Genomic DNA, 14,133 nt, shown 5'->3' on the forward strand with positions numbered 1-14,133 from the left:
GTCCCCCTCTCCCTAAAGGGAGAGGATTCCCACACCTGGCGATGCACGTCCGCATCGGAGAATGTTCAGCGCAGCGTTGATATCACGATCATGTTCGACACCACAGTCACTGCAGGTCCATTCTCTTATTCTCAGTCCCGCGATACCTTTCGGCCGCGTCGTGCTGTCTTTCGACCCGCACGCCGAACAGGACTGGGTCGAACCGCTTTCGTCGACTTCATCGAACGTGACTCCGTGCGCCATCGCTTTGTAACGGAGCTTGTTTCGGAAGGACGACCAGGATGCGTCGTAGACGCTCTTCGCCATCCTGGTTCTGGCGAGTTTTGCGGCCGACACGTTGCCGACCGCGATGTAATCGAAGCGCCGCACCAGATCGAGCGCGAGCTTGTGTTGGAAATCGGCACGAGCATTCGCGACCTTGGCGTGCAGCTTCGCGATATGCCGCTTGTGCTTTCGCGCCCGTTGCGCTTTCGCCAGCTTTTCCGCCGCGCATCGACCGAACTGGTCGTTGGGCAGTTTCTCGCCGGTCGAAAGTGTGGCGAAGTCTTTCAGGCCGAGATCGATGCCGACGCCGGAGCGGATCGGGCGGGCCTGCACATCAGGCATCTCGATCACGATATTCAGAAACCAGTTGCCGCGCGCATCCTGCGCAAAATTGGTCCCGTCCTTGATCTTGCCTTCGGGAAGCAGCCGGCTGTTGAACACGCGAAACGTGTTGCCGGCGAAACGGAACGCGTCACCCTCGCGCTTCAGGTCACGCCCCTTCAGCGGCACCCAGCCCAGCGATTTCCTGCCGCGATAGCGCAGGTAGGGCCGACGGTGCTGACTGCGCGACTTCGCGTATTGCTCGCACGTCGCGTTGATCGTGCCGGAGTGGATGTCGAGTTCCTTGCTGCTCCCCGTCGTCAGCACGTTCAGATCGAATCCCGTCGGCCACTTCTTGCCCCACTTGAGCGCGTGCTTCTGCGTGTCGTTGCAGAAGTTCCAGACGTAGTTCACCGCACGGCTCTGCTTGTTGAGCAGTCCGTTGAGCGATTTCACCCGGTAGCGGTAGACGAGGATCATGCAGGTGATCCTAACCCGTGGAAGAAGCAGCCTGTCAACAGCGCGCCTTTCCTCCCCGTCCTGAAGGACCGGGTTTCTCGGAGCAACTGATGAAGCGGCCGTCCTGTCCGTATCACTGGCGCCGTCCGGCAGCCGGCCCGCTTCGGCGGAGACCCGCATGAGCGTCGTCGTCGACATCCGCAAGACCTACGCGAACGCCGAGCGCCGCTTCACGCTCGACGTGTCGTTCACGGCGACCGCGCAGCGCGTCGTGCTGTTCGGGCCGTCGGGCGCGGGCAAGAGCATGACGCTGCAGGCGATCGCCGGGCTGCTGACGCCCGACGCAGGCGCAATCACGCTGAACGGCGAGCCGCTGTTCGACGCGGCGCGCCGCATCGACGTGCCGACCCGGGAACGCCGTGTCGCGTACCTGTTCCAGGACTACGCGCTGTTCCCGCATCTGAACGTGCGGCAGAACATCGCGTTCGGGCTCACGGCCGGCCTGCGCAACCCGCGCGCGAAGACGGCGCCGCCGGAGGTCGCTTACTGGCTGCGCGCGTTCGATCTCGAATCGCTCGCGGGGCAATATCCGTCGCAACTGTCGGGCGGGCAGAAGCAGCGCGTGGCGCTCGCGCGCGCGCTGGTCGCGCAGCCACGCATCCTGCTGCTCGACGAACCGTTCGCGGCGCTCGACGGCGCGATGCGTCAGCGCATGCGCCATGAGCTCGCCGAATTGCAGGTGCGGCTCGACATCCCGATGGTGCTGATCTCGCACGATCCCGACGACGTCGCCGCGTTCGGCGATCAGGTCGTGCAGTTGAGCGAAGGACGCGTGCAGGCGAGTTCGCCGCATGCCGAGTGGCCGACGCGCGTCACCTGAACGCGCGACGCCGTGGTCGTGAGCGTGGCGCCGGTCGCCATGTTGGAGCCTGGGAGCAGCCGCGTCGCGGCACATGCTGAACGCGGAAACGAAGCCGGTGCGATGCATACGCGTGCAGCACCGGCTTCGCCCCGCCCCCGCACGACGGCCGGCGGCCAACGCGAGCCGCGCTACCGGCCGGGTCAGCCCGTCACCGCCAGAATCACGCTCGACGCCTTGAACAGCGCGATCGCGCGCCGGCCGGCGTCGAGTTGCAACGCATCGACGCTGTCGTTGGTCACGACGGCCGTCAGCGTCCCGCCGCCGTCGAGCGCCAGCGTCACCTCGCTGTTCACCGCACCCGCCGTGACTGCTTCGACGCTGCCGCGCAGCCGGTTCCGCGCGGACACCTTCAGGTCCGGTCCGCCCTCGTCGACCGCGAGCACGACCCACGACGCCTTCACCAGCGCGCACGCGTGGGCGCCCTCCCGCAACCCGAGCGCCTCGGCGCTTTCGTGCGTCAGCACGGCGACGACGGCTTGCCCGCCCGGCAGCGCAAGCGTGACCTCGTCGTTGACGGTGCCGCGCATGATCGACGCGACCTTGCCGAACAACTGGTTGCGCGCGCTCGTCTTCATCCCGATCCGGCCGATCAGCGCCCAGTCGACGTCGAAGCCGGCAACGGCCGCGCTCGCGGCCTCGATGAAGCGGCGATGCTCACGCTCGATCGTGCGGAACGCGGCGATCAGCGACGTCGCGCGCGGCGTCAGCGTCGTGCCACCGCCACCCTTGCCGCCCGTCGAACGCGCGACGAGCGGTTCGCCGGCGAGATTGTTCATCGTGTCGATCGCGTCCCACGCGGCCTTGTAGCTGAGGCCGACCGCCTTTGCCGCGCGCGTGATCGAACCGGTGTCGCCGATCGCCGCGAGCAGCGCGATGCGCGTCGCGCCGCCGAGCGTCTGTTCGCCGGCGCGCAGCCACAGCTCGCCGCCCAGTTCGAGCGGTTCGGCGGACGAGGAAGAATGCGGTGCGTCGGTCATCATCGGCATGCGTGCGGGGAAACGGGCGGCCATTATAGGGTCCGGCGCGTGGCGCTCAGCCCGACTTGCCGTCGAGCTTCGGCGGCCGCAGGCTGGCCAGCAGCGTCTCGGCGTCGCGCGCGGCCCGCTGTTCGAGCGCGGCGCCGTAGCCGCGCACGAAACCCAACTGATACGGCGGCGCCGCCAGTTGTTCGAGATCGTGCAGCGCGACCATCGCGTCGTTCGCTTCGCCGAGCACGCTCTGCACGCGCGCCAGCGTCTTGACCGTCTCGGTACGCGTGCGGCGCGACGCCAGCGACGCGAAGAATTCGAGCGCGTAGCGCAGCCGCTTCGCATCGATCCGCACCTGATGGCGCGCCGCCGTGTCGAGCGACGTGAGCGACGGCGATCCGTAGAGATGACCGAACAGCCGCCGCACGCGCTTGGTCGCGTGACGCCGCAGCGACGGCGCGTCGTCGTCGCCGGCCGCCGGCAGCGCGAGCGCGCTCAGCCATTCGAGCCAGCCGAGCGTCAGCCGTGCATAGCGCGCCGAATGCAGCGCCTGCCGCAGCTCGACGCGCGCGGCCATCGACTGCGCGCGGGCAGCGTCGAGCGTGCCGTCCCACGCGCTGCCGCCGCCGTCGGCCGCGATCAGCGCGGGCAGGCTCTCGGTCGCGAACACGTCCCAGTCGCGTACCGTACCGAGCAGCTTGGCGAGCCAGCGCAGGTCGACGCCGAGCGTGTCCTTCCATTGACGGTCGGTGAAGCGCGGAAAGAAGCGCATCAGCGTGCGCAGGCGGCGCAGCGCGACGCGCATCTGGTGCACGAATTCGGGATCGTCGCGATCGAGCACGCCGCATTCATTGCCGAGCCATTGCGCGGTGATGTCGCCGGCCAGCGCGAACAGCGCGGCGCGCTGCGTGCGGATGCCGGTCAGGTCGACGGGCTGCGCCTTGACCAGCGCGGCAGCCACCGGCCCGCCCGCACAGGCGCGGTCGATCATGCTCGTCAGTTGCACGAACGCGGGCCACGCGCCGCTCAGTTCGCGCGCCGCGGCAAACAGCGCATGCAGCGCGGCCGTGCGCGCGGCCACGGTTTCCCAGTCGGGCGCGGCCAGTCGCAACTCGACGTAGCGACGCGGCGGCTCGCCGCCGCCGTGCAGCGTGATGTCGTCGAGCGTCATCTCGACCACGACGCCGCTGTCGTCGGCCCAGCGCCCGTGCCGCCGTTCGCTGACGATGCGCAGCGCCGACGCCTGGGCCCGCGCTTCGTCGGTGTCCGGTGCAACGCCGTTCACGTCGGCCGCCGGCACGTCGGCATCGGTCGCGGCACGTGTCTCGGGTATCGGCAGCGGCGTCGCGACGACGATGCCCGCGTGCTCCGCGTCGAACAGTTCGCGCTGCGTGACGCCGGGCGCGAACGCCTCGGTGCGCGACGCGACGACCCGCGTGCCATGCGCGTTCGCTTCGACCCAGGTCCACCAGCTCGCGCCGGGGCTCCGCTCGGCCTCCTCGATCTGGCACGGCTCGATCGTCACGCGTTCGTGGCCGCGCCGCATCCGGACCTGCGGGCAGATCCGCCACGCGCGTACGAGTTCGGCGCCGAAGTCGCGCTGCGCGCCACGGGCGCGGCTTGCGCCCTTTCCCGGCCACCCTTCCAGCGACAACGACAACACGATTTCCAGCACACGCGACATGGAGGCTCCTGCACAAGAAGGATCGCCGGCGCATCGACCGCGCCGGCGTCGCTCGTGAAGCAACTTCCATAGTACACGCCCCAAAAGGACGCAGGCGACGATCCGGCCCCGTCTCTCTGTGGCCCGTCAAGCCGGCACGTCAGACGGCGTATTGCGCGATGCCGTTGCCGAACGACCAGTTCTCCTTCAGCACCTCGACGAGACCAATGAATACGTCTTCCTGCCGCACGCCGGGCTGCTGCGACAGGTTGTCGGCGATCGTCCGGTACAGCGAGCGCTTCTGCTCGAGCGTGCGCGTGTTGTTCGCGGTGATCTGGATGATCACGAGATCGTCGCTGCGTTCGATATCGAGGTAATGACGGCCGAACACGAAATTCTCGGCCGCATGCTCGGTCACGACCATGAAGATGTCGTCCTCGGGGACGTTGAACGTCTGGATCAGTGCGCGTTGCACGCCGTCGACGAGGGCCTTGCGATAGGCGGCCGGTTTGCCTTCGCGTACGGCGATACGGGTGAATGGCATGGTGCTGCTCCTGTCGGTGAGTGACGTTGAAGATCGAAAACACAGCATCAGGTTAGGCGCGGCAACCTATAATGAACAGTCATTGATGAATATTTCATCCATTTTCATTTGAAATGAAAGTACTCGATCTCGATGCTGTCCGCGCGTTCGTGCTGGTCGCCGACCTCGCCAGCTTCACGCGCGCCGCCGATGCGCTCGGCACCACCCAGTCGGCCGTCAGCCTGAAGCTGAAGCGGCTGGAAGCCCATCTCGGCAAGCCGCTGCTCGCGCGCACGCCGCGCGTCGTCAAGCTGGCCGCCGACGGCGAGAATTTCCTGCCGGCCGCCCGCGCGCTGCTCGACGCGCACGAGCGTGCGCTCGGCGCGATCTCGACCGGCACGGTGCGCCTGTCGCTCGGCGTCAGCGAGCACGTCGCGGTGCCCGACCTGCCGGCCGTGCTGACGAGCCTGCACCGGCAAGATCCGGGACTGTCGCTGGAAATGCATCTCGGGGCGTCGACGAGCCTGCTGCCGCAATACGACGAACGGAGGTTCGACGCGGTGATCGCTCGGCACGAGCCCGGCGAGGATCCGCCGCGCGACGACGCCACGCCGCTGTTCACCGAGCCGCTGGCCTGGCTCGCCGCGCCCGACTGGGCGCCGCGCGCCGGCGAGCCGCTGCCGCTCGCGGTGCTGGCCGGCCCCTGCGGCGTGCGCGCCGCCGCGTTGCGCGCGCTCGACCGCGCGGGGCTGCCATGGCGCGAGCGCTTCACGGGCGGCGGGGTCGCGGCCGTCACGGCCGCCGCCGCGGCGGGGCTGGCCGTCTGCCCGCTCGCGCGGCGCGTCGCCCCGCGCACGCTGGTCGACGTCGGCGCGAAATTCGGGCTGCCGGCGCTGCCGCAATCGCAGGTCGTGCTGTATTCGCGCGTCCGCGACGCCCGCGCCGCCGCCGCGCTACGCAGGTTCGCCGACAGTCTTGCAATCTCGGCGTAAACTAGCGGGCTCCGCCGCAATCTCCAGACGAATTCCCATGAAGCCCGACGCCCGCAAGCACCTCCGCGCCAACCTGCTGATGCTCGGCGCCGCCGCGATCTGGGGCTCCGCTTTCGTCGCGCAACGCCTGAGCCTCGACGTGATCGGCCCGTTCCTGTTCACCGGGCTGCGCTTCCTGCTCGGCGCGCTCGTGCTGGTGCCGCTGCTGATGCTGAATCCGGCGTCGCGCGCGCAGCTCGCGGCGATCCGGCGCGACCCCGCGCTGCTGCTGCCGGGCCTCGCGCTCGGCGGGCTGCTCGCCGTGTCGATCTCGCTGCAGCAGGTCGGCCTGCAATACACGCGGATCGCGAACGCCGGCTTCATCAGCTCGCTGTACGTCGTGATCGTGCCGCTGATGGGCGTGTTCGCGCGCCACCGGATCGGCGCGGGCACGTGGTTCGGCGCGCTGCTGGCCGCGATCGGCCTGTATTTCCTCAGCATCGACGAGCACTTCTCGGTGCTCTACGGCGACTGGTTCCAGCTCGCGGGCGCCGTCATCATCGCCGCGCACGTGATGGCGGTCGGCCATCTCGCGAAGCGCCACGATCCGCTCGTGCTCGCGTTCCTGCAGTTCGCCGTATGCGGCGTCGCATGTCTCGCGGTCGGCCTCGCCGTCGAACCGGTCAGCGTCGCGATGCTGCGCGGGGCGCTGCCGACGCTGCTGTACGGCGGGCTGCTGTCGGTCGGGGTCGGCTATACCCTGCAGGTCGTCGCGCAACGCGACGCGGCGCCCGCGCACGCGGCGGTGATCTTCAGCATGGAAGGCGTGTTCGCGGCGATCGCCGGCTGGGCCGCGCTCGGCGAAACGCTGACGCTGCGCGCGCTCGTCGGCTGCGCGCTGATGCTGGCCGGCCTGCTCGCGTGCCAGTTGCTGCCGAACGGCGACGCGCGGAAAAAGGACGAGGACGCGCTGCCGGCGTGACGCCCACCGTCCCTATAATGGCGATTCGCGTGACTTCCACGCCAACCGCTTCCGACAGGCCTGCTCCGTGACGCCCACTTCCGTCGATCCCGCCGCCGACCTGCTGCGCGAACGCGCAGCGCACTACGCCGCCCAGGCGGCGCTGTTCCTGCGCGACCAGGCGCTCTCCACCGCGTCGCACGACCTGCGCAGCCCGCTGAATGCGATGCACAGCTGGGCCTACGTGCTCGAGCGCCAGCTCGCCAATGCCGACCCGAACCTGCAGCGCGCGCTCGCGGGCATCCGCACGGGCATCGACCAGCAGGTCGCGCTGATCGATGGCGTGCTCGACGCGCCCCGCGCGGAAACCCGCACGCTCGCGCTCGCGCCGCGGCCGTTCGCGCTGCGCGCGCTGCTCGACGAAACGATCGCGCTCGTGCGTTTCGCGCTCGCCGACACCCGTCAGGTCGCGCTCGACACGACGCTGCCGGATGGCGAGCCGTCGCTCACCGTCGATCGCGAACGCGTCGCGCAGGCGCTGTGGACGCTGCTGACGACGGCCGTCGAGGCCAGCGCCGCGGGCAGCCGCGTCGTGTTCGCCTGCACGCGCGACGGCGCGCAGTTCACCGCGCGCGCCACCTGCACCGTGAACGCCGGCGTGCTCGTCGATCCCGCGCAACCACACGCGTTCGAATCGTTCGCCCGGCACGAGATGCTGCGCGAGCGCGACGCGAAACGCAGCGCATGGGCGCTCGCGCTGTGCCAGCGCGTCGCCCTCGCGCACGGCGGCACGTTCGCGCACGACCTGTTCGTCGACGGCGCGAGCGCCACCCTCACGTTCTCGATTCCGTGCGAGGCGCCGGTGTAAGCAAGCGCCCGCCCGACACATTACAACTTCCTTTCTGGCTCTATACTGACGGGCCTGTCATAACCGGAGCGATTCTTTGTTACAGATCTTCGCGCTCATCGGCGCGTTGTTCCTGGTGGCCCTGAACGGGTTCTTCGTTGCGGCCGAATTCGGCCTCGTCAAACTCCGCGCAACGCGCGTCAAGACCCTCGCCCGCAAGCACGGCCTGCGCGGGCGCATCCTCGCCATCGTGCACGGCCGGCTCGACGCGTATCTTTCCGCGTGCCAGCTCGGCATCACGCTCGCGTCGCTCGGCCTCGGCTGGGTCGGCGAACCGGCGTTCGCGGAACTGATCGGCCCGCTGCTCGACCTGATCGGCGTCGAGTCCGAACGCGTCGTGCACCTGATCTCGCTCGTGTTCGCGTTCTCGCTGATCTCGTTCCTGCACATCGTCGTCGGCGAACTGGCGCCGAAATCGATGGCGATCCGCCAGCCGGAGAAGGTCGGCCTGTGGGTCGCGCTGCCGCTCTACGCGTTCTACTGGGCGATGTATCCGGCGATCTGGGTGCTCAACACCAGCGCGAACGCGGTGCTGCGGCTCGCGGGGCTGTCGGCCGACCACGGCGGCGATGCGCACTATTCGACCGACGAGCTGAAGCTGATCCTGCGCAGCCGCCGCAGCGCGGCCGGCAATGCGGCCCAGCCGGCGCGCGGCACGTACAGCAACGATGAGTGGAACACGCTCGCGCATTCGCTGGATTTTTCGTCGATGACCGTGTCGGACCTGATGCGGCCGGCCCATGAAATGATCGGCCTGCGGCGCGACCTGCCGCTGCCCGACAACATGGAGATCGTCGCGCGGCACCGCTTCAGCCGCTATCCGCTGTTCGAGGATGCATCGCGCGAACAGGTGAGCGGGCTGATCCACCTGAAGGACCTGCTGCTCGCGCGTCACGCGGGCGCCGCGCTCGAGGATCTGTCCGACTACGTGCGCCCGGTCCAGTACGTGAAGCCCGACACGCCGGCGCTGGAGCTGTTCCGCCGCTTCCGCAAGGGCGCGCCGCACTTCGCGCTGGTCGGCAACAAGGGCGAGAAGCCGATCGGCTTCCTGACGCTCGACAACCTGCTCGGCGCGCTGGTCGGCCAGATCCACGACGAATTCCGCCAGGGCGATGCCGACTGGAGCCGCCTCGACGACGGCACGCTGATGGGCAAGGGCAGCCTGCCCGTCGTGTCGCTCGAGCAGGCGCTCGGCATCGACATCGACGAAGGCCGCGCGGAATCGGTCGGCGGCCTCGTGATCCAGGCGTTGAGCGACCTGCCGACCGAAGGGCAGCGCGTGTCGTTCGACCGCTTCGACGTCGTCGTGAAGAAGATGAACGGGCCGCGCATCGTGCTCGTGCGCGTCTATCCGAAGATCGCGAAAGAGGCCGACGAATGACAGCCGCGCGTCGCATCGCGCGATGAATGGGCCGCTGCCGCGCTGCTGCGTGATCACGCCGGAGCCGGCGTCCGTGTCGGCGGCCGATCGGGCCGCGTTCCTCGACCGGCTGTCGGCCGTGCTCGCGCGCGGCGAAACGCTCGTGCAACTGCGCGTGAAATCGCTCGACGCGGCCGCATTCGCGTCGCTGGCCGCCGCGGCGCTCGCGCGCTGCGATGCGGCCGGCGCACATCTGATGCTGAACGGCCCGATCGAGGCAGCCGGCGTGATGCGGCTCGATGGCGCCGGCTGGCATCTCGACGGCGCCGCGTTGCGCGCCGCCGTGCAGCGGCCGCTGCCGGCCGGACGCTGGGTGTCCGCGGCGTGCCACTCGGAAGACGATCTGCTGCTGGCCGCGCGCGCCGGCGCGGATTTCGTCACGCTGTCGCCGGTGCTGCCAACGCTCAGCCACCCCGGTGCGCCAGCGCTCGGCTGGGCGCGATTCGACGCGCTGGCCGCACAGGCCGCGATGCCCGTGTTCGCGCTCGGCGGCATGACGCGCGCACACCTCGACGATGCGCGCCGTCACGGCGCGTACGGCATCGCGGGCATTCGCGGGTTCTGGTAATTCGGCGCTTTCCGGCAGCGCGGCCGCGCACGATCGCTTACCGCCCCGCCACGCCGCCTCACGCGTTCATCGGCTCATGCGTTCAGGTTCGGACGCCTGCCGCGCCATGAACCGTCGTCGAGGCGACGCACGTCGTGCGTCAGCGCGTAGCGATTGACGTCGCCCGTCAGCCACGCGACGAGCGAATACGGCGGCAACTCCCCTTCCTCGACCCGGTCGCGCGCGCGTGCCGGCGTCTCGAACACCACCCGCCCGACCGGTGCGTCGAACGGCACCGCATCGGGCGACAGGTTCAACGCGATCGTCAACGTCTCGTCGTCGGCGAGCCGCCATGATGCGCACAGCGCGTCGGCATCGCCGTCGCCGTCCGCCTTCAGCGCATGGGCGGCCTGCGGCCGGCAATCGGACAGCCTCGGCGCGATCAGCTTCGCGCGCACCGCGAGCGCCGACTGCACGAAATGCGCACGGTCGATGTCGCGCGCGGTTTCGTCGAAGATCAGCGGGATCTGCGGCGTGAGCAGCGACAGCGCGAGCGCGGCCAGACCGGCCGCCTGCCCATGGTCGCCCGGGCCGCTGTCGCGCCATGCGCCGTCGGACAGCACGAGCGACGTCAGCGCCAGTGCGCTGTCGGCGGCCATCCCGTCCGCCGACGCGGCCGGCTGGTACGTCGCGCCGGCCGCCGTCAGCGCGCGGGCGAGCGTGTGAATCGACTGGTGCGTGGAAATGCCATCACGCGCCGACGTGTCGCGCCCGGTGAGCCGGTGCAGCGCGCGTTCGCCGCAGCCGTTCCACTGCGCGTCGAAATGGGTATCGGCGAGATGCGCCGGATGCCGCTCACTGCCGAGCACGAGGTGGATCAGCCGGTCGGCCGGCACGGCGGCGCGCACGCGATCCGCGATCTCGCGCAGCCACGACACGCCGATGCGGTCGGCTTCGCGCAGGCGCAGCCCGTCGCAGCGATATTCGTCGATCCAGTACAGCGCGTTGTCGCAGAAGAAATCGCAGACTTCCAGATGATCGAGCGCGAGCGGAGCGGCCTGCAGCGGATCGTCGCGCGTATGGAAGAACGGCCCCGCGTAGTGGCGCAGCGCATCGGTGCCGCTGCCGAAGCGCGCGTAGTCGAGCTCCAGCAGCACCGCGAGACCGTAGCCGTGCGCCGCGTCGATCAGCGCCTTCAGCGCATCGGGGCCGCCTTCGGCCGCGAGCGGCGCGAACGGCAGGCTGTCGTGCGGCGACGCGAGCAGCTCCAGCGCGGTCACGCCGAGGCGCGCGAGTTGCGGCAGACGGCGGCGCACGCCGTCGAAGCCGCCCACCGCGTGCGGGCGGATCGCATAGAGCGCGATGTCTTCCCACGCGCGCCCGTGCCAGAACGTATTGCGCCACGTGAACGCGCGCGGATCGACGACCTCGCTCGGGCCGTCGAGCCCGTCGGGCTGCGAGCGCGACGCGGGATCGGGAATCGACACGGTATCGTCGAGACGATAGCGGTAACGTGCGCCCGCGCCGCAGTCGACGAAGACCTCGAACCAGTTCGGGCCGGCGCTCGACATCGGGACGAGCATCGGGCCGTAGCCGGTATCGAGTTCGAGCTCGACGTGGGTGCTGCCGGGCGCCCACACGCGGAAATGCGTGCGCGGCGTCGTGCACAGCGCGCCGCAGGGCTGCGCGCCAAACGGCAAACAATGGATGTAATGCTGCGCGTACGGATCGTGCGGACAATCGGACATCATGCGCTCCTCGTGCGTACCGAGCGGCATGGCCGCGCCGATGGCGCAGCGCATCGGGGCCCGGCATGCGAAGGCCAGGCGGGGGGAGAGCACCGAGTATGCGCCGGATTCGCCACGTCGATGCATCGTAGTCAGACATTTTTAAATGCGAATCGACCCTCGGAAAATCTCACGGGAAACCGGCCGGCATGCGCCCGCGAGTCGGGTAGTCGGCATACCGGAATGATTGCTCGTCTTGTTGCGCCGGCCGCGCGCACATACGCTCTGCGTCCTGTTCGCGGACATGTCGTCCGCCCCGATCCGAGGACCTGCCATGTCGCGTCCCGCCAGCGCCGCGAAATTCGATCCGTCACGCGCACACGAATACGCCGAGCAATCGCGCATCGCGCTCGCCGGCTACGACGCGTGCCACGAACTCACCGCATGCATGCTCGCGTCGGCGATCGGTGCGGCCGACGCGCGGATACTCGTCGCGGGCGCGGGCGGCACGGGACAGGAAATCTGCGTCGCGGCCGCGCTCGAACCGGGCTGGCGGTTCACGGCCGTCGATCCGTCCGCGCCGATGCTCGCGCTTGCGCGCTCGAACGTCGAAGCCGCGGGTTTCGGCGCGCGTACGACATTCGTCGAGGACGGCGTCGACGCGTTGCCCGACGTCGCCGCGTTCGACGGTGCGACGCTGATCGGCGTGCTGCATCACGTGCCGGGCGACGACGCGAAGGCCGCGCTGCTGCACGCGATCGCGCGACGCCTGAAGCCCGGCGCGCCGCTCGTGCTCGCCGGCAACCATCGCCGCTACGCGGACCACCCGCGCCTGCTCGACGCGTGGCAGCAGCGCTGGCGCATGAAGGGCGCCACGCCCGACGCCGTGCGCGCGCAACTCGCGAAGATCCTGCAGGGCGCCGATCCGCCCGCGTCCGAGGAAGCCGTGTTCGCGCTGCTGCGCGACGCGGGGTTCGACGCGCCGCTGCGTTTTTTCGCGAGCCTGTTCTGGGGCGCGTGGATCGCGGTGCGGCACGCATGACGGTTCGGCGCGGCACGAAACGGCGCGCGCAACGCTATTTGCGTGCGCAACGGATGCGCTCGGTATGATGTCGTTCCCGCCCCTTCCCCGGCCTCGACATGCTCACCGTCCATCACCTGAACAACTCGCGTTCGCAGCGCGTGCTCTGGCTGCTCGAAGAACTGGATGTGCCGTACGAGATCGTGCGCTATGAACGCGATCCGAAAACGATGCTCGCGCCGGCCGAATTGCGCGCGATCCATCCGCTCGGCAAGTCGCCCGTCGTGACCGACGACGGCCGCACCTTCGCCGAATCGGGCGCGATCATCGAATACCTGGTCGAACGCTATGGCGACGGGCGTCTCGCGCCGCCGCCCGGCTCGCCCGACCGGCACGACTACACGTACTGGATGCACTACGCGGAAGGGTCGGCGATGCCGCCGCTGCTGCTCAAGCTCGTCGCGCTGCGGATCGCGCATGCGCCGATGCCGTTCTTCGCGCGGCCGATCGCGCGCAAGATCGCCGCGACGTTGCAGTCGGGTTTCGTCGATCCGCAGATCGACCTGCATCTCGGCCATGTCGACGGCACGCTGGCGCGCAGCGGCTGGTTCGTCGGCGACGGCTTCAGCGCGGCCGACATCCAGATGAGCTTTCCGCTCGAAGCCGCGACCGCGCGCGGCGGCGGCAGCCGGTATCCGGCGATCGCGCGCTTTCTCGACACGATCCATGCGCGGCCTGCGTACCAGCGCGCGCTGGAACGCGGCGGCCGGTACGACCTGCTCAAATAACCGGCGTCAGCTCAGCAGCCCCGCCGCGACGTTGATCGACAAGCCGAGCACGGCCATGTTGAAGTAGAACGACAGGATCGATTGCGCGAGCACCGAGCGCCGCGCGGAACGATTCGCGAGCGACACGTCGGCCGTCTGCGACGCGACCGCGATCGTGAACGCGAAATACAGGAAATCCCAGTAATCGGGCTCCGGGTTCCGGTCCGGGAAACGGAGCGCGCGGTCGCTGCTCGGCGAGCCGTAATAGAGCCGCGCGTAATGCAGCGTGAAGATCGTCGGGATCAGGAACCACGCGCCGAACAGCGTCGCGCCCGTGATCGCGTAGTGGCTGAGCCCCGCGCGAAAGCCGACGCTCTTGGCGGTCGCGAGTTCGATCGCGATCGCGGCCACGCTCGCGACGGTCGCAAGGCACACGACGGTCAGCACGGTCGTCGCGTTTTCGTCCTCGCGGATCGCGACTTCGCGCACCTTGTGATGATGCGCGGTGACCATGCGCACCCACATCAACACCAGATACAACCAGACCGCGCAATCCCAGCCGATCAGTGCCCGCGCGGTGGCGCGCAGCGGGAGCGGCAGCAGCACCGCGCACAGCACGCCGGCGACGAACGCCGCGACCATGCGCGGCCGGTTGCGTAATACCTGCGGATAAAGCGTCATCGTGCGATTCC

Annotated in this window: 14 protein-coding genes; 8 read left to right on the top strand and 6 right to left on the bottom strand. The window is 69.3% G+C overall.

The annotated features are described in order from the left end of the window. Positions 1–12: 12 nt before the first annotated feature. Positions 13–1,065 (bottom strand): RNA-guided endonuclease TnpB family protein, encoded by a 1,053-nt coding sequence (locus HWX55_RS18530; RefSeq protein ID WP_175976767.1) that lies wholly within the window; start codon positions 1,063–1,065, stop codon positions 13–15. Between the two features lie 157 nt (positions 1,066–1,222). Between HWX55_RS18530 and HWX55_RS18535 the strand changes: the two genes are divergently transcribed. Further along, positions 1,223–1,924 (top strand): ATP-binding cassette domain-containing protein, encoded by a 702-nt coding sequence (locus tag HWX55_RS18535; protein WP_175976768.1) that lies wholly within the window; start codon positions 1,223–1,225, stop codon positions 1,922–1,924. 182 nt (positions 1,925–2,106) lie between these two features. Here HWX55_RS18535 and HWX55_RS18540 read toward each other — a convergent pair whose 3' ends face one another. The 3 genes from HWX55_RS18540 to HWX55_RS18550 all read right to left on the bottom strand — a co-directional run bounded on the left by HWX55_RS18540 (position 2,107) and on the right by HWX55_RS18550 (position 5,141). After that, positions 2,107–2,943: a TOBE domain-containing protein gene (locus tag HWX55_RS18540; RefSeq protein ID WP_175976847.1), complete on the bottom strand. Its 837-nt coding sequence runs from the start codon at positions 2,941–2,943 to the stop codon at positions 2,107–2,109. A 55-nt stretch (positions 2,944–2,998) separates the two neighbouring features. After that, the gene (locus HWX55_RS18545; protein ID WP_175976769.1) at positions 2,999–4,618 is read right to left on the bottom strand and encodes a CHAD domain-containing protein; all 1,620 of its coding nucleotides are present in this window, start codon (positions 4,616–4,618) and stop codon (positions 2,999–3,001) included. Between the two features lie 139 nt (positions 4,619–4,757). After that, positions 4,758–5,141, bottom strand: coding sequence for a tautomerase family protein (locus tag HWX55_RS18550; protein ID WP_175976770.1), 384 nt, complete (start codon positions 5,139–5,141; stop codon positions 4,758–4,760). 113 nt (positions 5,142–5,254) lie between these two features. On the opposite strand from HWX55_RS18550, the gene HWX55_RS18555 reads away from it, so the two are divergent. The 5 genes from HWX55_RS18555 to HWX55_RS18575 all read left to right on the top strand — a co-directional run bounded on the left by HWX55_RS18555 (position 5,255) and on the right by HWX55_RS18575 (position 9,947). Continuing rightward, positions 5,255–6,112: a LysR family transcriptional regulator gene (locus tag HWX55_RS18555; protein WP_175976771.1), complete on the top strand. Its 858-nt coding sequence runs from the start codon at positions 5,255–5,257 to the stop codon at positions 6,110–6,112. Positions 6,113–6,149: 37 nt separating this feature from the next. After that, a complete protein-coding gene (locus HWX55_RS18560) occupies positions 6,150–7,073 on the top strand; it encodes a DMT family transporter (protein ID WP_175976772.1) in 924 nt (307 codons plus the stop codon). A gap of 67 nt (positions 7,074–7,140) precedes the next feature. After that, complete coding sequence (locus HWX55_RS18565) at positions 7,141–7,920, top strand: HAMP domain-containing sensor histidine kinase (RefSeq protein ID WP_175976773.1); 780 nt, start codon at positions 7,141–7,143, stop codon at positions 7,918–7,920. A gap of 76 nt (positions 7,921–7,996) precedes the next feature. Beyond that, complete coding sequence (locus tag HWX55_RS18570; RefSeq protein ID WP_050017974.1) at positions 7,997–9,340, top strand: hemolysin family protein; 1,344 nt, start codon at positions 7,997–7,999, stop codon at positions 9,338–9,340. 22 nt (positions 9,341–9,362) lie between these two features. Further along, a complete protein-coding gene (locus tag HWX55_RS18575) occupies positions 9,363–9,947 on the top strand; it encodes a thiamine phosphate synthase (RefSeq protein WP_175976774.1) in 585 nt (194 codons plus the stop codon). 74 nt (positions 9,948–10,021) lie between these two features. Here the strand turns inward: HWX55_RS18575 and HWX55_RS18580 are convergent, their stop codons facing one another. Continuing rightward, positions 10,022–11,674, bottom strand: coding sequence for a DUF3459 domain-containing protein (locus tag HWX55_RS18580; protein ID WP_175976848.1), 1,653 nt, complete (start codon positions 11,672–11,674; stop codon positions 10,022–10,024). Positions 11,675–11,987: 313 nt separating this feature from the next. On the opposite strand from HWX55_RS18580, the gene HWX55_RS18585 reads away from it, so the two are divergent. Beyond that, entirely contained in the window at positions 11,988–12,695 is a 708-nt protein-coding gene (locus HWX55_RS18585) for a class I SAM-dependent methyltransferase (protein ID WP_175976775.1), read from the top strand. Between the two features lie 98 nt (positions 12,696–12,793). Beyond that, a complete protein-coding gene (locus HWX55_RS18590) occupies positions 12,794–13,462 on the top strand; it encodes a glutathione S-transferase (RefSeq protein ID WP_175976776.1) in 669 nt (222 codons plus the stop codon). A 6-nt stretch (positions 13,463–13,468) separates the two neighbouring features. Here HWX55_RS18590 and HWX55_RS18595 read toward each other — a convergent pair whose 3' ends face one another. Next, positions 13,469–14,122: a DUF1345 domain-containing protein gene (locus tag HWX55_RS18595; RefSeq protein ID WP_050017971.1), complete on the bottom strand. Its 654-nt coding sequence runs from the start codon at positions 14,120–14,122 to the stop codon at positions 13,469–13,471. Between the last annotated feature and the right edge of the window lie 11 nt (positions 14,123–14,133).

The organism is Burkholderia sp. BCC1047, assembly GCF_902833155.1.
GTDB lineage: Bacteria > Pseudomonadota > Gammaproteobacteria > Burkholderiales > Burkholderiaceae > Burkholderia > Burkholderia sola.

Coding starts and splice junctions, on each gene's coding strand:
- HWX55_RS18530 (WP_175976767.1), bottom strand. CDS start 1,065: ATGATCCTCGTCTACCGCTACCGGGTGAAATCGCTCAACGGACTGCTC.
- HWX55_RS18535 (WP_175976768.1), top strand. CDS start 1,223: ATGAGCGTCGTCGTCGACATCCGCAAGACCTACGCGAACGCCGAGCGC.
- HWX55_RS18540 (WP_175976847.1), bottom strand. CDS start 2,943: ATGACCGACGCACCGCATTCTTCCTCGTCCGCCGAACCGCTCGAACTG.
- HWX55_RS18545 (WP_175976769.1), bottom strand. CDS start 4,618: ATGTCGCGTGTGCTGGAAATCGTGTTGTCGTTGTCGCTGGAAGGGTGG.
- HWX55_RS18550 (WP_175976770.1), bottom strand. CDS start 5,141: ATGCCATTCACCCGTATCGCCGTACGCGAAGGCAAACCGGCCGCCTAT.
- HWX55_RS18555 (WP_175976771.1), top strand. CDS start 5,255: ATGAAAGTACTCGATCTCGATGCTGTCCGCGCGTTCGTGCTGGTCGCC.
- HWX55_RS18560 (WP_175976772.1), top strand. CDS start 6,150: ATGAAGCCCGACGCCCGCAAGCACCTCCGCGCCAACCTGCTGATGCTC.
- HWX55_RS18575 (WP_175976774.1), top strand. CDS start 9,363: ATGAATGGGCCGCTGCCGCGCTGCTGCGTGATCACGCCGGAGCCGGCG.
- HWX55_RS18580 (WP_175976848.1), bottom strand. CDS start 11,674: ATGTCCGATTGTCCGCACGATCCGTACGCGCAGCATTACATCCATTGT.
- HWX55_RS18585 (WP_175976775.1), top strand. CDS start 11,988: ATGTCGCGTCCCGCCAGCGCCGCGAAATTCGATCCGTCACGCGCACAC.
- HWX55_RS18590 (WP_175976776.1), top strand. CDS start 12,794: ATGCTCACCGTCCATCACCTGAACAACTCGCGTTCGCAGCGCGTGCTC.
- HWX55_RS18595 (WP_050017971.1), bottom strand. CDS start 14,122: ATGACGCTTTATCCGCAGGTATTACGCAACCGGCCGCGCATGGTCGCG.